At 51.4% G+C, this 22350-nt stretch carries 16 protein-coding genes; 9 read left to right on the top strand and 7 right to left on the bottom strand.

The features are described 5' to 3' along the window. Positions 1-21 precede the first annotated feature (21 nt). The 4 genes from D6024_RS11330 to D6024_RS11315 all read left to right on the top strand — a co-directional run bounded on the left by D6024_RS11330 (position 22) and on the right by D6024_RS11315 (position 3486). Positions 22-951 (top strand): NAD(P)/FAD-dependent oxidoreductase, encoded by a 930-nt coding sequence (locus tag D6024_RS11330; RefSeq protein ID WP_121354816.1) that lies wholly within the window; start codon positions 22-24, stop codon positions 949-951. Between the two features lie 189 nt (positions 952-1140). Next, positions 1141-1614, top strand: a complete 474-nt coding sequence (locus D6024_RS11325; protein WP_121354698.1) for a DUF4251 domain-containing protein — start codon at positions 1141-1143, stop codon at positions 1612-1614. 301 nt (positions 1615-1915) lie between these two features. After that, a complete protein-coding gene (locus D6024_RS11320) occupies positions 1916-2659 on the top strand; it encodes a nucleotidyltransferase (protein ID WP_121354697.1) in 744 nt (247 codons plus the stop codon). Positions 2660-2691: 32 nt separating this feature from the next. Beyond that, on the top strand, positions 2692-3486 hold the full coding sequence (locus tag D6024_RS11315; RefSeq protein WP_121354696.1) for a metallophosphoesterase family protein: 795 nt from the start codon (positions 2692-2694) through the stop codon (positions 3484-3486). Between the two features lie 75 nt (positions 3487-3561). Here the strand turns inward: D6024_RS11315 and D6024_RS11310 are convergent, their stop codons facing one another. Next, positions 3562-3834, bottom strand: a complete 273-nt coding sequence (locus tag D6024_RS11310) for a hypothetical protein (RefSeq protein ID WP_121354695.1) — start codon at positions 3832-3834, stop codon at positions 3562-3564. Between the two features lie 197 nt (positions 3835-4031). Between D6024_RS11310 and D6024_RS11305 the strand changes: the two genes are divergently transcribed. From D6024_RS11305 to D6024_RS11290, 4 genes are all read left to right on the top strand, one after another. Next, complete coding sequence (locus tag D6024_RS11305; protein ID WP_162944710.1) at positions 4032-4379, top strand: hypothetical protein; 348 nt, start codon at positions 4032-4034, stop codon at positions 4377-4379. Positions 4380-4486: 107 nt separating this feature from the next. Beyond that, positions 4487-6406: a S9 family peptidase gene (locus D6024_RS11300; protein ID WP_121354693.1), complete on the top strand. Its 1920-nt coding sequence runs from the start codon at positions 4487-4489 to the stop codon at positions 6404-6406. A 111-nt stretch (positions 6407-6517) separates the two neighbouring features. Beyond that, on the top strand, positions 6518-8683 hold the full coding sequence (locus D6024_RS11295; RefSeq protein ID WP_121354692.1) for a S9 family peptidase: 2166 nt from the start codon (positions 6518-6520) through the stop codon (positions 8681-8683). Between the two features lie 227 nt (positions 8684-8910). After that, positions 8911-9642 carry a Mut7-C RNAse domain-containing protein gene (locus D6024_RS11290; RefSeq protein WP_121354815.1) on the top strand — a complete coding sequence of 244 codons (732 nt, stop codon included), beginning with the start codon at positions 8911-8913 and terminating at the stop codon, positions 9640-9642. On the opposite strand, the gene D6024_RS11285 is transcribed toward D6024_RS11290, so the two are convergent. Then, complete coding sequence (locus tag D6024_RS11285) at positions 9625-10638, bottom strand: transglutaminase domain-containing protein (RefSeq protein WP_162944709.1); 1014 nt, start codon at positions 10636-10638, stop codon at positions 9625-9627. The genes D6024_RS11290 and D6024_RS11285 overlap by 18 nt on opposite strands. A 383-nt stretch (positions 10639-11021) precedes the next feature. On the opposite strand from D6024_RS11285, the gene uvsE reads away from it, so the two are divergent. Then, positions 11022-11945: a UV DNA damage repair endonuclease UvsE gene (gene uvsE, locus D6024_RS11280; RefSeq protein WP_121354690.1), complete on the top strand. Its 924-nt coding sequence runs from the start codon at positions 11022-11024 to the stop codon at positions 11943-11945. 2 nt (positions 11946-11947) lie between these two features. Here uvsE and D6024_RS11275 read toward each other — a convergent pair whose 3' ends face one another. The 5 genes from D6024_RS11275 to D6024_RS11255 all read right to left on the bottom strand — a co-directional run bounded on the left by D6024_RS11275 (position 11948) and on the right by D6024_RS11255 (position 22312). After that, a complete protein-coding gene (locus D6024_RS11275; RefSeq protein ID WP_121354689.1) occupies positions 11948-12178 on the bottom strand; it encodes a hypothetical protein in 231 nt (76 codons plus the stop codon). A gap of 216 nt (positions 12179-12394) precedes the next feature. Beyond that, on the bottom strand, positions 12395-15454 hold the full coding sequence (locus tag D6024_RS11270; protein ID WP_121354688.1) for a basic secretory protein-like protein: 3060 nt from the start codon (positions 15452-15454) through the stop codon (positions 12395-12397). A 179-nt stretch (positions 15455-15633) separates the two neighbouring features. Next, positions 15634-20187 (bottom strand): chemotaxis protein CheB, encoded by a 4554-nt coding sequence (locus D6024_RS11265; protein ID WP_121354687.1) that lies wholly within the window; start codon positions 20185-20187, stop codon positions 15634-15636. A 30-nt stretch (positions 20188-20217) separates the two neighbouring features. Next, positions 20218-21729 (bottom strand): GAF domain-containing protein, encoded by a 1512-nt coding sequence (locus D6024_RS11260; protein ID WP_162944708.1) that lies wholly within the window; start codon positions 21727-21729, stop codon positions 20218-20220. Continuing rightward, entirely contained in the window at positions 21722-22312 is a 591-nt protein-coding gene (locus D6024_RS11255) for a biliverdin-producing heme oxygenase (protein WP_121354685.1), read from the bottom strand. The genes D6024_RS11260 and D6024_RS11255 overlap by 8 nt, the downstream gene beginning before the upstream one ends. Positions 22313-22350 lie beyond the last annotated feature (38 nt).

The following is a 22350-nucleotide window of genomic DNA, read 5'->3' as shown; positions in this document are numbered from 1 at the left end:
AAACTGCAAACGCAACAGAACATGAACCTTCAAGATTGCATCATTGTTGGTGGCGGTCCTGCCGGCCTGAACGCCGCTGTCGTATTGGGCCGTTGCCGCCGCAAAGTGCTGGTTTTTGACAGCGCCACCTACCGCAACCGCTATTCGCATGGCGTACACAATTACCTGACCCGGGACAATATCCTGCCGTCTGAATTGCTGACCCTCGCCCATACGGAAGTAAAGAAATATGGTGCAAAAATGATCCATAAAAAAGTGGCGACAGCCCGCAAAAACGATGATGGAATTTTCATGGTGAAAGACGAAGATGGAAAAGCCTATCATTCCAAAAAACTCCTGATCGCTACGGGTCTGTGGGACAACCTCCCGGAGATCCCTGGCTTTAAGGAACTGTACGGTAAATCCGTTTTTCACTGCCCCTATTGTGATGGCTGGGAGGTACAGGAAAAAAATGTGGGCGTCTATGCCCGCAACAAGAACGGTTTCGAACTGGCACTGGCACTGAAATGCTGGACAGATTCCGTTACACTTTATACGGACGGACGCAACCGCCTCAAACCGACCGAAGTAGAAACACTGGTCGCCAACGGCATCACGATCGTTTCCTATCCCATTGCCGAACTGGAACACAAAGACGACCACCTCAAAAACATTCGTTTCAAAAATGGGGAGAAGCGCCAGTGCGATGCCCTGTTTTTTGTGAACGGCTTCCGCATGCAGTGCGACCTCGCCGAAACCTTTGGCTGCATCATGTCGAAGAAGGGTGTTGTGCTCACCAACCGGCAACAGCAAACCAACGTTGAAGGTCTCTACGTTGCCGGCGACGCCGCCAAGGACATGCATTTTGTTGTGGTGGCCGCCGCCGAAGGAGCAAAGGCTGCTGTCATTATCAACAAGGAGCTGATTAAAGAAGAAACGGTACAACCGGCAGAAGGAACACTTGCAACCTGATTACATCTATATTCGTGAGCCCGAAAGGAAAAAGTAGTGCACCAATGACATTGCTTTTGCCTTTTATTTTTTGCAACCGCCAACATTAGCAAAGTTGTTTTAACTTTTCCCCCCTGTTAATGTTTAGCCGGGCTGGTCCCGGTGGTACGGGCTTTGGCTAATTTTGTATTCTGAAAACGAGGTATTTGCATGAAGATCAGCATTCACTCATTGGCAATCTTTGCACTTGGATTGGTATCCTGGGGAGACGCATCGGCCCAGGAAACCAACAGTGCCACTTTGAAAACAATTTTATCCAACAAGCAGTTTGTTTTTAAAGCGCAATCTGCCTGGCCCTTACAGGGTACCGTCATCCAGCTTACCAACGGCTACGACATGAAAGTGCTGCAGGACTCCATCAATACCTATCTCCCCTATTTCGGACGGGCCTATTCCAGCGCCTATGGCTCGGAAGGCGGAATCCATTTTACGTCGAAGAAGTTTGATTACAAGCTGAAGGAAAAACAAAAAGGCGGCTGGGAAATCACCATTCGTCCAACAGATGCACGGGACGTCTCGGAACTCTCTTATTCCATCTCCACAAACGGGTACGCCACACTGCAGGTGCTCAGCAACAACCGCCAGGCCATTTCGTACTACGGTGTTATCGAGAAAAAAAATTAGTGAGTGTACAGGGCTCAGAGGTTTTTAAAAACCTGTGAGTTCTGTGCCGGTTTTGGCACCAGCGTCACCTCTCCGGTTGGGCGCCGGTTGCGACGCTCCGTTCACCGTTCCGAACAACACCGAGGCAACTCATCCTGTCCTTTCCACAGGCCGCTGTTTATCTATCCAAACAGGATGAAAATCAATTTCCTACGCCTGCTTCCGGGACCTGCTGCAACAGCTCAACTTGGCACGTTTCTTTATTCGTAATAGGGGTTAACCTTTTCAGCCACATCGGCTAACCTTTATTCAATCAAGCTGTATGCTAAAAGTAGTAGAACCAAGAACAGAAGCAGTCGATTTTTACAAAGCGTCCCTGGAGTTGCTCCGCGAAAACAACATCTCTTTTTTAATGGGCGGCGGTTTTGCGTTTTACCACTACACCGGTATTCGCCGCGACACTAAGGACATGGACATTTTCTGCAAGCCTTCCGAGTATGCTTCCATCCTGAAACTCTTTGCCGACCACGGCTATGAAACACAGATGTACGACATCCGCTGGCTGGCCAAGGTGCACCGCGACAATCATTACATCGACATCATCTTCAGCACCGTCAACAATATCTGTATTGTAGACGACCGCTGGTACGAGTTCGCGCAGGACTCGATGGTCTATGGCGTGCCGGTTAAGATCATTCCAGCGGAAGAACTCATCTGGTGCAAACTCTATGTGCAAAACCGGGAACGCTTCGACGGCTCCGACATCAACCACATCATATTGAAGCACGGCAAGGAGCTCGACTGGAAACGCCTGTTGGCGCGGATTGACCCGCACTGGCACCTTTTATTGATGCAATTGCTGCAGTTCCAGTTTGTATACCCATCGGAATACCGCGAGATCATTCCGGAATGGCTTTTCCAGGAACTGATCAAAAGAGCCCAGGAACAATACGACCTGCCATCGCCCTACGAAAAAGTGTGCAGGGGCCCCATCATCGACAACACCCAGTACGAAATCGATATCAAGGAATGGAACTATAAGAGCTGCACGATTATGACCGTGTAGGCAGCTTCTCTTAACGACGTAAAATAGCAGGCATGGAGACAAACAGCGCAATCAACGAAACGCCTGTCGCCAATGGCAGCAAGGTAAAAATTGCCGCCGTTGCCGACTTACATGTGCGGGAAAACGACAGGGGTAAATGGACAGACTATTTTAAAGAAATTTCCCGCAGCGCCGACGTTCTTGTGATTGGTGGCGACCTGACCGACACCGGCGATGAAGGCGAAGCGCAGGTGCTGGCGGAAGAACTGCGGGCCGCGACGATTCCCGTTGTGTGTGTATTGGGTAATCACGACCACGAAAAAGGCCGGCACAAGCTCATTCGGAAAATCCTCCAAACCGACAATGTGCACGTGCTGGACGGCGAATGCATCGTGCTCAAAGGCGTCGGCTTTGCCGGCATCAAAGGCTTTGGCGGCGGCTTCGACAACCACATGTTGTCGATGTTCGGCGAAGGCGCCATGAAAGCCTTTGTGCAGGAAGCGGTCGACGAGGCCTTGCATCTCGACAGGGCCCTGGCGCGGCTGGAGCAGGAGAACGAGGGCATTCCCAAAATTGCCGTTTTGCATTATTCCCCGATTGCAGAAACAATCAAAGGTGAACCGGAAGTGATCTATCCGTTTCTTGGATCGTCACGTCTGGCAGAACCCCTGGAACGAAGAAATGTCGTTGCCGCTTTTCACGGCCATGCACATGCAGGAAAGCTGGAGGGCACCACGCAGAAAGGCGTAAAAGTGTACAACGTGGCAAAACATATATTACAGAAAGCCGGCTTTGCGCAACCATATTTCGTCCTGGAAGTGGCGCGGAAAGAGGAAAGAGAAGGATGACAGATGATGAATGACGGATGACAGTTCTGAATGGGCTGTCTTCCGTCATCGATCATCAGCCATTGTTTTCAAAAATTAATCGTGTCCTTCCAGTTTGACCAGCTTGTTGTACAAGCCAAGCACCAGGAAATTCACAGGCCAGTGTCCGATAAAATTGCTGACCTTTTTCTGACCGGCAATCTGGAATGCCGCAGAAACAATCATTGACCCCACTCCCAGCCATAAAAACAAATCGGAAGGAAGCTTCGCAGTTTGCTCTTCAATCGAAGCTGCGACAGGACCTTCTTTGTGTTCAGGATTTTTTCTTCCTGTTCTTACCGTTTTGATGGTATCCCCTTGTGTTGCCATAAAAATCCTCCATTTGGTTTAATGAGACTTACATTTCTCCAACTTTCCTGCCAAACCCATCCCGGCGCGGCTGCAGATTTGCAGTAGTCTGCCGGGTTTGTTTTTATTTGCCAATGGCAAGCCGTTGGGCATCAAGAATGGGTGGCGCAATTGTTGAAACAAACAGAACAAAAAACAGGATCCTTAAAACAAACAATATGAAACACGCGACAAATCTCTTTGCACGACGATCGCTATTGCTGGTTTTTTTCCTGAGCATCTTTAGCCTTGCCGTCTGGAGCCAGGAGCAGGGAAGCGGTAGTGGCGGCAGCGAAAGCAGTTCCACTTCCACAACGGAAAAGAAAACGAGTATCAACGTCACCTCTAACGACAGCACAGGCAACACCGCCTGGTACACATCGCCCTGGGTCTGGGTGGTCGGTGCCGCTGTGTTCATCTTATTACTCGTTGCCCTGCTGAGCAACCGTGGCCGCGATAGCGTCAGCACAACCGACAGGGTACGGGTTACCAAGACCGTAGAACGGGATCGTGATCCGGATGTCTAACAAGGCGGGATCTGTCAACGAAAAAGCCACGGGAACCTCGTGGCTTTTTGCTTGTCCAGCCTTGCTGAGGTCGAATTTGCCTACCTTTCGGCACCAATGTAATTGTTATGAAGCAAGCTCTTTTGATCACCGTTTTTATTACGCAGCTTAGTATGCTGCAAGCACAAGACAGGATGACACCGGAAACCCTTTGGAAACTCGGAAGAGTTTCGGCCGTTGGACTCACACGGGACAGCAAAAGCGTCGTGTACAGTGTCAGTACACCCGATATGGAAGCGAACAAAAGCAACAAAAAATCCTATGTCATTTCGCTGGCAAACGGTATGGCCAGGGCCGTTTCCGACACGGAAAAACTGGTACGCAACAGTCGAATTTCACCCGACGGCAAATACCTGCTGGCAGCAAAAGAGGTCAAGTTGCGCAAGGTCTTTGGCAAGGACGTCTATCCCGACCTGCCAAAATCGAACGTGCAGATCTACGATGGTCTCGGCTACCGTCATTGGGACGAATGGGAAGACGGCGAATACAGCCACGTGTTCCTGCAGCCACTCGTTGACGGCAAACCCGGCGAAGGCGTCGACATCATGAAAGACCTGCCATACGACTGTCCGCAAAAGCCGTTTGGTGGTGAAGAAGACTACATCTGGTCGCCGGACAGCAAATCCATTGTATATGTTACCAAGCCGGCCTACGGTACGCAATACGCCGTCAGCACCAACACCGAAATCTTTCAATACGATCTTGCCAGCGGTAAAACCACCAACCTGTCCAAAGGCATGATGGGATATGATACCCACCCGGTTTTTTCACCCGCCGGCACGTTGGCCTGGTTGAGCATGAAGCGCAATGGCTATGAAGCCGACAAGCAGGATATCGTGGTAAAAACTGCAAAGGGGATTGTCAACCTCACGGCGGGTTGGGACAACTCCGTAGACGGTTTTGTATGGAGTGCCGACGGCCAGTCGATCTACTTCAACGGGGCCATCGGTGGCGCCAAACACCTGTTCGTGATCGATAAGGTTTTTTCGGCAAAGCCCTCCATTCAACAACTCACGCACGGCGATTTTGACATTGCGGAAATTGTGGGACAAAGCGGAAACGCCCTGGTCGTCAGCCGTACCGATATGAACCATGCGGCGGAGCTTTACACGGTTGATCTTTCGTCGGGCAAGATGGAGCAGGTCACGCATGTGAATGACGCAATCTATGCCAAGATCGGGATGAGCAAAATCGAAAAACGACTGCTGACAACCACCGACAAAAAAAAGCTGACGGTGTGGGTGATCTACCCGCCCGGCTTCGACCCGTCGAAAAAATATCCCACGTTGCTTTATTGCCAGGGAGGACCGCAATCCCCGCTGACCCAGTCCTATTCATTCCGTTGGAATTTCCAGCTCATGGCGGCCAATGGCTACATCGTTGTTGCGCCGAACCGCCGTGGCATGTACGGGCATGGCCAGGACTGGAACGAGCAAATCAGCAAAGACTGGGGTGGACAGGTGATGAAGGACTACCTCACAGCGATTGACGAAATCAGCAAAGAGCCCTTTGTGGACAAAGACCGCCGCGGCTGTGTGGGTGCATCGTATGGAGGATACTCCGCCTATTACCTTGCCGGCATCCACCAAAACCGTTTCAAAACATTCATTGCGCACGACGGCATTTACGACATCCGCAGTATGTCAGGAACCACGGAAGAACTGTGGTTTACCAACTGGGAATTCGGCGGTAATTATTGGGACAAGAACAACAAAACAGCGCAGAAATCATTCAACGATTTCAACCCGATCAGTCACGTGGACAAATGGAACACGCCGATCCTCATTGTGCAGGGAGGCAAAGATTACCGCGTGCCCATCGAACAGGGATTGATGGCCTTTCATGCCGCCCAGGCAAGAGGCATCAAAAGCAAACTGCTTTATTTCCCCGACGAAAACCACTGGGTGCTGAAGCCGCAAAATGCCCTGGTATGGCAACGGGAATTTTTTGGATGGCTGAACGAAACACTGAACGGGAAGTCGTTCTAAAATTGACACATTTTTTTCCTGAAGCCCTGTACTCTCCACAGGGCTTTTTCTTTGTTTTTGCGGCAGGTTTGTACAGTATCTTTAGTCCTTCTCAAAAAATGAAATCCCTTCATGAAAAAAACAACCCTTCTTTTTTTCTGCAGTATTTGGATAACCCTTGCCTTTGCCCAAAACGGCAACAGCCTGATGGAAGTCACCGACCTGCTGAAGATGAAAACCGCCGGTAACGTGGCGGTCGCCAACGATGGAAGCAAAGCCGTCTTTACACTTACCACCATCGAACCCGATGAACGTTCGAAACAGGACTACAAATACGTGAACCAGCTTTACGCCGTGGACATGGCCGCCGGCGCAACACCGGTTCAACTGACCTACGCCAAAGAAAGCTCCTCCGCCCCCGCCTGGAGTCCCGACGGCAAACGCATTGCTTTCGTGAGGGCCGTCGATGGCAAGCCGCAGGTTTTTATTTTACCGCTCGGCGGTGGTGAAGCCTGGCAGTTGACGAAAAGCACTTCAGGTGCCTTCAACCCCAAATGGTCGCCGGATGGCACCCGCATCATTTATTCGGCTTCGGTGCAGATGAAAGACCTCCTGAAAGATTCGGTTTTAAACCCCACCCGCTCCTACCCCGTTTGGCCTTCGGAAAAACCGGGAATCAGCAATGCGGAATTGCAGCGAGCCGCCAAAGCAAGACCAAACCCCAATGGCAGCATCGACGAGATCAGGGCCTACCTTTTGAACAACGAAGCCGATGGCAAGGCCACGGTGCTGAACAAACTGAACTTCCAGGACGAATCCAATATTTCGGGAAACATGAGCTTTACACAGTTCTTTGTGGTCGATGCCAGGCCACAGGCCGAATCAACACCCATCCTCACGGGCTTTTCGCGCTATGGTTCCGTGGAATTTACTCCCGATGGCAAAAAACTGCTGATCACGGCTGATATCGATTCGCTGGAACATCCCGACCGTTCCCTCGAAAGCGAGATCTACGTAGCCGACTCCAATGGCAAACATATCAGGTTGTTCCTGGGGCAAAAAGGCCAGAGCTTCAACAGTGCACGCCTGTCGCCGACAGGCAAATGGCTGGCCTATTTTTACGGCCCCGTCGATGGCGACATTCCGGCCCTGGCCCTCATGCCGTTTGGCGAACGGTCGACAGACCCGATCGTCATCCCGATGGACAGGTCAAAGGGAAACCTGGTGTGGAGTCCCGATGAAAAATATCTCTACTTCGTTGCGCAAAGCAATGGCGGTGCCCCGCTTTACCGCGTCAACATGCTGACCAAAAAAGTGGAGCAGTTATCGGATTTTAACGCCGGTATCACCTCTTTCGGGGTGGGCAGAGACAAAGTGATCTTCGCAAAGACGGAAGTCACGACACCTTCGGACATTTTCATTGCCGACATGACCGCAAAAGATGCCGCGCTGAAAAATATTTCGCAACTGAGTCATTTCAACGAATGGGTGAAAGACAAAAAACTTTCCCTGCCGGAGAAAAAAACCTTTGTCAACAACAAGGGCCAAACGGTGGAATACTGGGTGATGAAGCCGACCAATTTTCAAGCCGGGAAAAAGTACCCGCTGCTGCTGGAGATCCACGGCGGTCCCAGCGCCATGTGGGGACCGGGCGAAGCCAGCATGTGGCACGAGTTCCAGTACTTCGCTTCAAAGGGATATGGTGTGGTATACAGCAATCCCAGGGGATCGGGTGGCTATGGTGTGGATTTTCTCCGCGCTAACGTTAACGACTGGGGCGCCGGGCCCACGTCGGATGTACTGACGGCACTGGATCAAGCGGTTGCTGAAGGCTGGGCCGACACCACCAAACTAATGGTAACAGGTGGCTCCTATGCAGGCTATCTCACGGCATGGATCATTTCGCACGACAACCGGTTTAAGGCCGCCTGCTCGCAACGCGGCGTTTACGACCTGGCGACGTTTTTCGGCGAAGGCAATGCCTGGCGCCTCGTGCCGCGTTATTTTGGCGGCTATCCCTGGGAACCGAAAGTGAAGGAAGTCCTTGAGCGGGAATCGCCGATCAACTATGTACAGAATATCACCACGCCTTACATCATTTTTCACGGCGACAACGACCGCCGTACCGGCTTTGTGCAGGGCGAAATGATGTACCGCAGCCTGAAGGTGCTTGGGCGGCCGGTAGAATATGTACGCCACCCGGGTGCCACGCACGAGCTCACCCGCAGCGGCGACAACCGCCAGCGCATCGACCAGATGTTGCGGACCTACGAATTTTTCCAGCGTTGGATCAGGTAGAAGGTCATTGCCAACAATTTTGAAAAGGAGCTTTTTCAGCTCCTTTTTTTATGATAGCCGGCCGCCACTGATGGAAGCGGGATTAAAGCAAGCCGTTTCTCCGACTGTCGTCCGTCGTTCGCCATCAGACAGAACCTTTTTAAAAAGGAATATCACCGTTCAGTATACTGGTAAATGAATTGCTGCGTTATAACCGGACCATTCAAATACCTACACACCGCAACATCATGCAACCGCCGTTCTTCCATACCGGTTTTCTGTTTCACGGCAGCCTGAATGATTTCCTGCGTACCCGGCAAAAAAATACGCGGCTGGATTTTCCCTGCCGCTTTTCTTCGTCAGTCAAGGATGCCATCGAAGCCAATGGCGTTCCACACGTGGAAGTGGGGAAGATCGTTGTGAACGGGAAAGAAAAACCGTTTGATTACCTCTTGCAGCCCGGCGACGAAATCGACGTCTTTCCGTATGAACGGCAGTTACCGGCAGGGTCGCCTGCGAGGTTTGTGCTCGACGTTCACCTGGGCGGGCTGGCAAGACGCCTCCGGATGCTGGGCATTGACACCATTTACCGCAACGACCTGCACGACCCTGAAATCATAGCCATTGCCACAACAGAAAACAGGGTGGTGCTGACCCGGGATGTTGGCCTGCTTAAACACAAACTGCTGCAGTGGGGCTACTGGCTTCGTTCGCAGCAAAGCGAAGAACAACTGTTGGAGGTGATCAGTCGCTTTTCGCTATGCAATTATTTGCAACCATTCATGCGGTGCATTGCCTGCAACGGCCTGCTTGCCACTGTTGCAAAAAATGAAATCGTGGAATTGCTGCCGGAAAAGACCCGGCTTTTCTTTGAAGAGTTTTACCGGTGCACCGCTTGCGGGAAAATTTACTGGAAAGGTTCACACTACCAGGACATGCTGCGTTCTGTGGAACGTATCCGCTCAGTTGCTTGCCAGTGAAGGCCGTCGGCGAACCTGGTAGCGAAGAATGACGTCATCGTTGAACAGCAGGTGCACCCATTGGGTAGACCCATCCACCGCGAAACGGTAATAGACCGAATCGCCGGCTTCTTTCTCGGGCCGAATAAAAACACTGGCCGGCGACAGGGAAAAACTGGCCGTATCAAGAAAGGGATCCGGTGAAATGGCCCGGGCCTTTTTTACGTCGTTCAGGCGAATGGAAAAGACCAGCGTATCTCCCGGCTCCGCATCGACCAGTCCATAGGCTGGAAAGTATGAATGGATCCCGTACTTCACATAAGCCTTGCTTTTGAAGGGCATTTTGCGAAACTCCGCCAGCGACGGCGGTGCTGCCAGCAGCGTCCAGCGCAGGTCTTCGGGATAATGATCGCGGATCAGTTCGTCGGGTGGCGTAAGAAAATAAAAGTCGTTTTGCTTTTGTACAAATTCATCGCCATAGGTCATATAGCCGGCGCCCCAGGTAGCATCGACCAGGTGCCAGGCACTGTCGATCCGAACGGCGTTCCAGGTGTGGTTGGTGCGGAAGCGTTCTGGAGCCCGGTCAAAATCAGTCCGCACATAGCCGTTCAACACAACAGCTTCCACACCGGCATACTGGCAAAGAACCTTGAAGAGCCGCGAATACCCATCGCAAACCGCCAGCCGCCGGCGCAGTACTTTTTGCGCTACCATTTCATCGGCCGACTTCCATTCCGTTGTTGTATCGAGGGGTTCCTGCCGGAAGCGGGCACGCAGGGCAAGCGGTTTGTAGATGTCGGCATTGTAGCGGATGTTCTGGCAGATCCAGCTATAGATGGCCCGCACTTTTTCCAGCTCCGTTGTGTAAGGGAAGATAAGTTTACCGGCGAGTGTATCGAGGTTGGCTTCCTGCACCGACTGCACATAGGTGTCAATGGCAAAAAAATTTGCCGTAGGCTTTTGCGCCTGCGCACCCAGTGCCCAAAAAAAGATCAGGAGGCCTGCACACCGTTTCATAACAACCATTGAAAAACCAACGCTCTACTAAAGTTAGATGAAAAAGAAATCCCGCCAGAGCGGGATTTTCCTGCGCCTTTAGCGCATCAGATATTTGAATGGGAGCAACCCGGTTAGGCGATACCAACCGAAGGTTTCCCATGAATATTCTGTAGACTCATGAATACCTCCTTTTTTTTGGTGAGGCCTAAAGATAGGACAGAACCGGTTACCGTGGCACTTGCCGGGCTGTACTTTTTCAGAAAAAAATGTTAGGAAACCGGCCGGGGCCGAAACTGCCAAAAGACGCGGCCTGCCTGGCTTTCCCGCGTCTTGGCAAAAATTCTGTCAAAAACTTCTGGCGTCAAAATTGAACCAACTTGGCTGGAAAAAGTTTCTAACGTATGAACCTGGGCTACGCATGCATCAATCTGACTCTGGCCGATGAAGGCATCACCACCAACCGGAGCATGATCCGGAAAACATTCCTGGAAAAAGGGATGGCCTATGCGTCGGAACTTGCTTTTCAAAATGTGCAGGCCTTTCATAAAATCATGCAATGGAATGTCGCCAATGGCATTTCCGTTTTCCGGGTAACGTCGGAGCTGTTTCCGTGGGCTTCGGAATACCGCCTGCAAGACCTGCCGCATTTCAGCGGGATCAAAGAAATCCTCGAAGCCATTGGCAAACTGCCGGTCCGGGTCAGCAGCCATCCCGGGCCGTTCAACAAACTGGCCGGCGAAGGCGCTACGTTGCAAAACACCATCAAAGACCTCGAATTGCATTCCGAAATTTTCGACCTGATGGGATTGCAGGCTTCGGCCTGGAACAAGATCAATATTCACGTGGGCGGCGCCTATGGCAACAAAGCCGAAACACTGAAGCGCTTTGCTAAAAATATCCGGTTGCTTTCCCCCAACCTGCAGGCTAGGCTTACCGTGGAAAACGACGACAAGCCTGGCCTGTACACCGTGAAAGATCTCGAACAGGTTCACGAGGCAAGCGGCATCCCCATCGTGTTCGACTATTTCCATCACAAGCTGCACCCCGGCAGCCAGACCGAAGAAGAAGCCTTTCACACTGCGTATAAAACCTGGATGGTGAAGCCGACCTTTCATTACTCCAGTTCGCGAAGGGAAAACGAAAACCCGGAGGCCAAAAAAGAAGCACACTCCGACTGGGTGCACGAAAAGATCGCTACCTACGGAAAAGATGTCGACATCATGCTGGAAACAAAAATGAAGGACCTGTCGCTGCTGCGCTACCGTGCAGGCCTGCTTGGCAAACCGGAGGCCGGCGACCCGCCGCTCGCAAAATTCGCGGCCTGAAATCAATACACGTTGTTGCCAACAGACTGTTCCGGCTCTTCCTCATCGGGTAATCTTCCCTCGTTGCTGCCAAAGCTGCCGTCGCCGGAAGCATGGGCGTTTTTCACCTCGGTTTTGGTCGTGCGAATTGCGTCCTGCTCCTTTTGATCACCGGCTGATTCTTGCTTTTGAACATCGTGTTCTTTTTTTTCGTGATCGATGTTCTCGCTGGTTTCGAAATCTTTCTTTGTCATGGTTTATTTTTTTTACCGCCGGCCGTGCACCGATCAGCAATGGTAGCATCGCATACAGGCACGTCCGGTGATTCTATTCAATCAAAATTTTTCAAAAAACGATGCGAAGCAAACGGGTAGCGATTAGCCGTTTCACCTCCGCCTGCCTGGTCCAAACATCCTGCTCGTAATCTGAACCTAATATTAATTCATTGTTTCCCCGGGCCCGGCAACACGCTAAAATCCCGGTGTAAAGTTCAATCCAAACGACGCATTCGCAAAGCCGCCGTTCTGCCACGGGATTGCATAATACGGCTCGACAACCAGCGCCCCAAACAGGTTTACCCGTATCGAAACGCCGCTGCTTACAATAAACCGGGAGGCCCGTTGCACCTCTCCTGTTTTATCCTGTTCCGACAACAGGTTGCGATTGCCCCAGGCAATACCGCCGTCGGTAAACAGGTTTAGCTCCGTCAACAAAAAACCCGATTTGATCGCCGACAGGCGCTCTGGCCCGGTAAAGGGCAGGCGCAACTCGGCATTGGTCACATAGATGCGGCTTCCAACCAGGTCGTTGATGGAAACAGCGGTCTGGCTGGTGTTGTTGGCATAAGCCAACGCTTCATAGCCCCGCACCAGGAAAGGATAACCAAGATAAAGCGGTGGCAGCACACCGCTTTCCGCATCTCTCCCGAAGCGGCCGATATACATGTTGCGGGTAGCAAACGTAAACGGCTGAAACCGGAAATACTTCCGGTAATCGGCCGTCACGTTGGTCAGATTTACCACTCCGAAATACTGCGCTCCCTCCAGCCGGTAGCGACTGCCGACCAACGGCGATGCAACGCCAAACGATGAATTGTCGCCAATCAGTGCCGTGTATACCTGGCCGAAATTGAAACCCGACGGCGTAGGTTGCTTTTCTTTTTTCCCTCCGAGGTAGGTATAGTTGGCAGGGTCGTAGTATTCGGTGTAGCGGTCGAGCCGGTAATAATACCGGGCAAAAGAGCCACCGGCTTCAACGCGCCGAATGGTTGAAAACGGGTAGGAAGCATACAAGGAAACCTGGTCCTGGAAGGTGCGCAGCAGGTCGAGTGAATTGTTAACGACTTGCACCTTATCGCCGTTCTTCGTTTGCATTGAGTCAAGGTATTGGTACTGCGCACCCGAGAGGTAGGGAATATGGGAAATACCGGCACCCCAGTTCAGCCGGTTCTTTTGATTCAAATAGCCGAACTGACCGGCAAGGTCATAGATCTCGCCATTGAGCGACACCGCACCAAAAAGCTGGTTGTTGCCAAGCATGTCGCTAAAAATTGCATTTACCCCGCCGGCCAGGCCGGTCCCAAAAGGTCCGCCCGTTTGCACACCCACGCCGGTGCTGCCAATGTAGTCGAGCTGGAATTTCGGACGGTAGGGCACTTCTGCCGAAGTTGCCTGCGCCGATGTTACTGCAGGAGGCCGGGAAATATTCGCTTGCACAATGTCTACTCCATTCCGGGTAAAAGGCGGCATAACGGCCGCCTGCATGGCCACATCGGCCGGAGAAACATTGTGGTGCTGGAAGTCCTTGTCTCTTGCTTTGTTGATGGAGTATTCATTGTTAGCATAATAGCTGTAAACCACCTCTCCCGTTTTACGGGCCAGGCTCAGTGCAGGTGAAAAGATCGTAATACCGGCGATGCCGGTAAACAAATTCGTCAGTTGGTTCAACTGGCGGGAGGCTATGTTATAGCTGTACAAATTGCGCAGACCGTCCCTGTCCGATAAAAAAAAGAGGGTCTCATTGTCTACGCCAAAAACCGGGTTGAGGTTGTTTGCACCCGGGAAAAGATCAAGGTTGGTAAGAGTACCGGTGGCCAGGTTGTAAAGCGCCAGGTTGTGCCAATAGTCGTGCTGCAACAGGTTGTTGCCAAGTGACAGCCGGTCCGTTGCAAACACAATCCATTTTCCATCGGGAGAATACTGCGGCTGAAAATCCGAATAGGCATCATTGGTGAGTTGCCTGACGATTTTGTTTTGCAGTATAAACGCATACAGGTCGCTCTGGCCTTCTACCAGGCCGTTAACGACGATCGTGCTTCCATCCGGCGACCAGGCGGGGTTGGAAAAACTGTTTACCCCGGGAATATCCAGCTGCTGTTCGATCCTGCCTTCCACGGTTGCAATCAGCAGGCGATTGCGCCCTTCGGCAAATGCAACAAATGCCAGTTGATGGCTGTCCGGCGACCAGGTGATCGATGACTCGAAGGAGCTGTATTGGTCCACATGCGAGTTGAACGAATTGCGTGTGATTCGTTTCAGAATTTTACCTGTTTGTGCGTCGGCAAGGAAGAGGTCCATGGAAAACAAATTCTTCTCCGACCAAAAGGCCATGTGCTTTCCATCGGGACTGATAGAAGGAACAAGATTGAGCCGCCCACCCTCGCTCTTACTCACCAGGCGCTGGCCCGGGGGCGTAGCGGACGTTTTTGCCCGGTAAGGTTCATACGCTGCACGAATGGCCTCCTGCCAATGCCGGCTGAATTCTTTTTCGTCCATTTTCAATACCCGTTTCAGGGCTTCGTTGTAGCCCCTTCGTGCCGTTTCCATAAACACGCGTTTGACAACTTCATCACCAAAACGGCCGGTTACATAAGCCCAAAACGCTTCGCCCCAGCGATAAGGAAAATAAAGGTCGGGGCGGTTGGTCAGGTCTTTCAATGTGGGCAGCTTATCGGCCGCCACACCGCTTCGCAACCACATCGCCGTGTTGGCATCGCGATAGCCTGTAGAAACATATTCGGCCATGCCTTCCACCATCCAGAGCGGCAGGTTGTTCAGTGCATTCAGTGTGAGTGAATCTTTTACGAGATGGTATTGAAACGCATGCACCAGCTCGTGCCCCAGCACATGATCGGTTTGTGCGTTGGTTTCCATAAACGGCATCACTACACGGTTCTTTAACCCTTCGGTCACACCGCCTGTGCCCACGTCGATCTGTCCTTCAATGGCACGTGTTTGCTGAAAATGCGCATGGCTGTTGTAAACGATCAGGGGGTTACGTTCTTTAAACGTATCCTGTAAAAGGCGTCGATGCATACTGTACCACTGCTCTGTACGTTCGGTGAAGCGGTTCCGCTTTTCCCTATCCTGCAGGTAGGTGTAGATTTCAAAATGCGGTGTTTGCAACACACGGAAATCAAAATTCTGGTAGAGGACTTTGTTTCGTCCGAAGTATTGTGCAAAAGAGGATTGGTGTTGAAAAAAGAGAAGGATCAACAGAAAAAAGAGACCAATTTTCAGGTGCGTTGTCATGCGAATTCTGGTTAGCGGGTTTCACTTCGTCGCTATAAATGCAAATAATAAACCAGTACGCTGTTCCGAATGTCAAAAACACGGCCTTACGCCTGCAGCACATCTGGCTGCCGGCGGCCTAAACACGGTCCCAAAAAAATATTAGCCATGAAATCTGCCGGTTGTGGCCGATGAAATTGCTAGTCGGCAGATGATGTTTGCCCGGTTTGTTTTTTGGGCAGGACCAGCACAAACCGGGTGCCCTCTCCTTCTACGCTGTTGGCGGCGATCAGGCCATTGTGCCGTTCGACAATTTTCTTTGTAATGGATAAACCGATGCCCGTTCCCTCGTATTTCTCCCGTGAGTGCAGGCGCTGGAAAATGGTAAAAATTTTCTCGGCATACTGGTTGTCGAAGCCAATGCCGTTATCGGTGATCCAGAGGCGCACATAAGGCCCGTTTTCCGAAGGCGGCGCATCGATATCCAGTGTATCCACACTTTCGGCGAAAATGCGGATCTGTGGCTGGCAATCCTGCTTTGAAAATTTCAGCGCATTGCTCACCAGGTTTTGCAATACCTGCCGGATTTGACCCGGGATCACTTCTGCCTGCGGCAACGTATCCACTTCGATAATGGCCTGCTTTTCACGGATGGCAATTTCAAGATCGCTCAGCACTTCTTCCGCCACCAGATTCAAATCGGTGAGTTCGAATTCCGCATTGACAGAAAGGCGGGTAAAGTCGAGCAGGTCGTTGATCAGCCTTGTCATCCGTGCCGAAGACGTAATGATGCGTTGCATATACTCGGCGGCCGCGTCGTTCCCCGTGAGGAAACGGTCTTTCAGCAGGTTGCCAAACATATGAATCTTGCGCAGCGGCTCTTTCAGGTCATGGCTGGCTACGGAGGCAAACTGCAGCAATTCCGTATTGCTGGCTTCCAGTTCTGCATTGGCTTTCTGCAGTTCACCGGTGCGTTCGCGGACCTTTTGCTCCAAAATGTCGGCCGCCATTTTCTGGTCGTGGATATCGGTGCAGGTGCCGAACCATTTCAGGATTTTTCCATTTTCGTCACGCATGGGCAGTGCTCTTGCCAGGAACCAGCGGAACTGCCCGTCGTGGCGGCGCATGCGGTACTCGGTTTCATACACTTCACCGGTCTGCAGCGAATGCTGCCATACTTTCCAGGTGCGTTCGTAGTCGTCGGGGTGCAGTACCAGCGACCAGCCTTTGTTTTTTGTCTGTTCGAAATTCAGCCCCGTGTAATCGTACCACTGCTTGTTGTAAAAATCGTGGTAGCCGTCGGGACGAGTGGCCCACACCATCTGCGGCATAAAATCCGTCACGAATTCGAACTCCTGGATCAGCGCCTCCAGTTCGTCATTTTTGCCCTGCAGCAGTTGCGATGCCCTTTCCGTTTCTGTAATATCCATCATGGCACCAACCATGCGGTAAGGCGTGCCATTGCTGTCGACAAGGACGGTTCCCTTATCCATGATCACAGCATAGGAACCGTCGGCTTTTTGCAAACGAAAACGGGCCATCCAATCCTTTACGCCGTTATTGATTGCGTTTTGCAAGGACTGGTTCACCGCTTCCCGGTCATCGGGATGAATGCGGGTGAGCCAGAAAGAACTGTTGTTGACCGCTTCGGCATCCTCGAAACCAAATCGGCTGTAGAAGCTGTCGCTCCACCACACTTTATTTTGCACCAGGTCCCAGTCCCAGATTGCATCCGAGGTAGCATTGGCAATCAGGCGGAAACGTTCCTCGCTTTCCGATAATTCGAATGTCCGCTCCCGCACTTTTTCTTCAAGTTCCACATTCAGCCTGCGGTAGTTTTCTTTTGCTTTCAGCAACTCGTGGTAGTTGCGGCGGAACTTTTCTTCGGCAAGTTTCTTTTCATTGATGTTGGTAAGGCTCATCGCAATGCCGTCGCCCATTTTGGTGGCAATCGTAAAAAACCATTCTTCCTGGCCATTCTTTGTCGGCAGCAAGATCTCCGCCTGCAAGGGCCGCTCCGTTTCCACGATGGACACCATTTGCTCAAACGAAATGCGTTTCAGCAGGTCTGGATAAATTTCCCTGATGTTTTTTCCTTTGTAGCCTTTTTCTTCCTTTCCCAACAAGGCTTCGGCGGCATAATTGGCCCGGAGAATTGTAAAGCCATTTATCTGCTCTTCTTTCCGCGATGCATCGAAGGCAAGGATGGCATTGGGCGATGCATTGAAAACGCCCTTTAGGATGTTGTCGCGTTGCTTTAGGTTCGAAATATCGATGAACGAAATCACGACGCCATCAGTGGTTCTGTCCTGGCGCAGGTAAGGCAAAATGCGCATGAGCGATGTACGTCCATTCCCCAGTTGCACTTCTTTTTCCAGCACAGAGCTTTTCTTCATCACCTCCAGGATATCGCTGTACAAATTGTAATCGCGAATATTGGTGGAGATGTGTTCGATGGGACGGCCGATGTCCGTTTCAATCAGGTTGATCATCTGCACCGCCGACGGGTTGAACTTGCGGATCCGCAGGTTTCGGTCGACAAAGACCTGTGCAATTTCGGTGCTCCGGAAATAGTTGTTCAGGTCATCATTCAGCTCCACCAACTCTTTGATGCGCAACTGGTGCTCCGTATTGAGGGTATGAAGCTCCTCGTTCAGGGATTGCAGCTCTTCGTTGCTCGACTGCAGTTCTTCATTGGCGGAAAGCAATTCCTCATTGCTCGACTGCAATTCTTCGTTGGCCGTCTCCAGGCTTTCGATGGCCATCTGCAGGTTGTTCCGCGTCTCCTTCAGCTCATCTTCCAGCTCGGAAATGTAGGCGGCCGTTTCGGAGGTGGGATGCTGCGGGTATTCGTGCACCGTTTTGGTCAGCGTCTCTTGATTGTCCGAGAAGCTCACCATGATGTAGCCGTCGCGGCCAGCGGCTTTAATAAAAATATTGACTCCGCGGTCGCCTTCGTCGCCACGAATCCGCACATTGTGCAAGCTTATTTTTTCTCCATCTTTTGTCACACGACGAAGTGCCGTATTCAAGGCCGCCGACACTTCGGGGCGCACCATCTTCAGCAACTGGAGGTTGATGGATTTCGACGGCAGCGATAAATATTTTTTGTAGTCGCCAACGGCTTCCCGCACATCAAAATTCCTGTCGATATAAACGGCAGCAAAACCATACTCCTCGGTCAGCAGCGATTTAAAATCTTCGGCCAGTTCTTTCGCCAGCGTATTTTCCTTTCCTCCGACAAACCGCAGCTCCCGCTGGCTTTTGTAGGCCTGCGTGGACGGGAACCGCTCCGGGTTATACGCCAGATCGTTCCCTGTTTTGCGGTAGATCTTCCACTTGCTGTTAATCTCCTGGAAACTATCCCTCGCGGAGGCAGGGATTTCGCTGGGTCCGAGGAAAAGATAACCGCCGGTATTGAGCGAGAACTGCAGGGTTGAACAAACTTTGCGCTGCAAAATATTGTTCATGTAGATCAGCATGTTCCGGCAGGTAATGAGGTCGTTTTTGATAAAGGGCGGGTCCTTGAGGATGTTGTGGCGGGCAAAGACGATTTGTTTGCGTAGGGCTGGAATGACGGTAACCGTACCGTCCTGCTGCGTGAAATACCGGCGCACCAGGTGCTCATCCAGTTCGGCCACGCTTTGCGCCGGGTAGGTGCCTTTAGAAGCAAATTCTATGGCATCGATGTCGATATCGGTAGCAAAGACTTTTATCTCGATATCCTTTTCACTGCTTTGCACGATCTCGTTGAGCAGAATGGCAATCGAGTACGCTTCTTCACCGGTGCTGCAGGCTGTGCCCCACACTTTGATGATATCTCCGTCCTTTTTCGACTGTACGATTTCATTCAACACGTCGTTGCGCAGGCTGTCGAAGGCAGCTTTGTCGCGAAAAAATTTGGTTACGCCGATCAAAAATTCCTTTCCCAGCAGCTTGCACTCTTCCGAAGAGGTGCGTAGAAATTCCAGATAGTCGGTGAACTTGCGGTATCCCAACTGGGTCATGCGCCGGCCGATACGGCGGAGGATCGTTGGTGTTTTGTAATTGGTAAAATCGTAGGTGCAACTTTTTTCAATCAGCTTCAGCACCTCCGGGAGGTAAGATTCGTCGGGTCGCCCATCCGTTGTCAGGCGCACCGGCCGTTCCTTGATATAGTTGAATATTTCCTCCGGCATCAACTCCGGCGAAAGAATGTAATCGGCAAATCCCGATGCGATGGCGCTGTTGGGCATTCCGTCGAATTTTGCGGAGATCGGGTCCTGCACCAACACCATACCCCCGGCATGCTGGATCGTTTGAATGCCTTTGGATCCATCCGTGCCCGTGCCCGAAAGGATGACGGCGATGGCTTTGTTACCCTGGTCTTCCGCCAGGGATTTTAAAAACGTATCGATGGCCGTATTGGGTGCCTTTTCAATTTTCTTTTCCGTCAATTGTAAATCGCCATTACGGATGGTGAGCAGCTTGTCGTTTGGAATGACGTAGACGCAATTTTTTTCGACCGGCATGTTGTGTGCGGCCTCCCGCACTTTCATGAATGTATGCTTCGAAATCAGCTCTACCAACAGGCTTTTGTAGTCCGGCGACAGGTGCTGAATGATGATGAAAGAGAGGTTGCCGTTCGACGGCATGTTGTCGAAAAATTCCTGGATCGCTTCGAGGCCACCAGCCGATGCGCCAATGGCCACTACGAAATGGTCATTGGCAGAAAGAGATGTATTCCTGGATTTCGCTTCGGGTGATGATACCACGGGAAAGAATTAAATCAGTAAATTATAAAACTATCCAAAATATTTTTTGTTAAGCCTGCTCTCCACAAGAAAATTTCGCAGTCCTTCGGCGATTTCAAGTGTTTCCTTTTTCCACGGTTGCGCAGTTGCTTTCACGGTTTGTTTCCAAATCCCGAAAGAAGCCCGGGGATGGTACTTTTTGCCATCGCTTTCAAACTGGAGCACTTCGTTTGGATTGCCGCCCCAGTCAATCTTCTGTACGGCTTCGCCACGGAAGGCCAGTAAAAAGTCACCTTTTTCCGGCTCGATAGGCAAAGCCAGCAACCCGCTGCCGCTGCCCGCATAGGTTTCCGCCGCTTCGTATACGGCGGGTAGTGAGGTCTGGTGATACAGGCCGGTGATGTTATTGGCCTGCAGCCAAAAGACCAGGTCTTCCAGTTCCTGCAAACCGGGTGTGGCGCCGGCGGTTTCCACCGACTGGTTGCTCACAATAGCTACGCCATCGGCGTCGAGTAACTGACGGACGGTTTCCTTTTCTTTTCCGAGAACACCTTCCGTCAAAACCGCACCGATCACTTTTGTTTGCAAGTCCTGCTTGTGCGATTTATATTGAAAGCTGTCACGGTTTTGCACAGCCGAGATCTTGGTCGTAATGACATCGGAAAGCAATTCAAATACTGAACACATTTCGTACGACAAATATTTTGGCTCGCGGTGGTGACAGGAAATGAGTCCCCACAATTCACCATCCTTTAAAATGCGGGTCGACATCGACGCACACACCTTCATGTTCCGCAAATATTCCAGGTGCACCTGTGCCACGCTGCGAAGGTTGCAAAAGGTCAGGTCAGTGAAGCCATTGGTCAGCGGGTTGAGAATCGGGTACAGGCGTACGCCTTCGTACTCCGTGGTAGGGATCAGTCGGTAAGGCGACCGCTTGTACATGTCACGGGCCTGCTTTGGAATGTCCGACGCAGGAAACTTGAGCCCTAGATAGCTTTCCATTTCGGGTTCCCTTTCCTCGGCAACTACATCACCGTTCCAGCCTTTGTCGAAACAGTAGACCATCACCTTGTCGAATCCGGATACTGCTTTCAGTTCTTTTGCCACCACCTTGCAGGTTTCTTCGGTGGTCGTCGTTGAGTCGATCGACGCCATCACTTTTTTGACATCCTGGTAAATGGTGACAAACGATGTATTGGCGCCTTCTTCGTGGGGTGTTTTTTCGATCTCAAGGAGATAAAACAATTCCTGCTGTTCTACCAACGAAAGGAATAACTGGTTGTTGACCCGGAAAAGAAAGGGCAGCTTACCAGAGACGGTTCCCTGGAAAAGATGGGCGAACTGCGTTGATTCGGCATCGGAAAGGAAATCATTCCATTTCCTTTTCACGATTTCGTCGGCCGGTTGTCCAAAGACAGAGTCGGCATTTTCACTTGCCTGCAAAATGGAGAGGTCGTCCTTTTTGATCACCAGCAAAACGCCGTGCGGCTGTATTAGGTTTGTTTGGTTCAACGGCACCTTGCCGCAGAACTCCGCGTCGAAATTCCGGATCTTACTCATGCGAAAAACAGTGCTGCATCCAGCGTTTGAGATAAAGAAATGTTTCATTGGCGCCATGCACGACGTCACCCGCGTTTTCCTGCCGGTTGAGAACGTCCAGGAATGTTTTCCATTTATTCCCCGTGTCTTCACCATAACCGGAGAAAAACGTCAGGGCATTTTCACATGTGGAAAACGCAGCATTTTTCAGCAACATTTTGGCGATCATTTTCCCGCCAAGCGTTGAACCTTCCAGCACATACAATGCACCAAAAGCCTGGGCTGTATTCTGAAGACGGGGAAGATGCGTGCAAGACTGCCATGCTATTTCGCTGTCGCCAATTGCGTTCAGATCGTTGCGGATCGCGGCCGCTTTTCTCCGGTCTGCAATGTCGGGGAGTTCCTCCTTCGTAATATACTGGTGAATGAGGTTTTCCAGTGGCTGGAAGTAGCCATAAAACATTTTCAGGATGCTGCCGTAATCGCCGGGATTTTTGATGGTTGTCAGTTGCGGTAGGAGCAGTTGCTCAACCTCTTCGTGCAACGTCCGGGTGGTTTCTTTTATCACCGCAGCTATCTGCGGCAAACTCATGGTTAGGGACATTGGGTAAAATTAAGGGCCGGCGGCTAATTAGCGTAAAG

The sequence above is a fragment of the Flavisolibacter nicotianae genome, assembly GCF_003628535.1.
In the GTDB taxonomy this organism is placed as follows: domain Bacteria; phylum Bacteroidota; class Bacteroidia; order Chitinophagales; family Chitinophagaceae; genus Flavisolibacter; species Flavisolibacter nicotianae.
The sequence above is the reverse complement of the archived record's forward strand: the minus strand, read 5'-3'. Positions and strand labels throughout refer to the sequence as shown.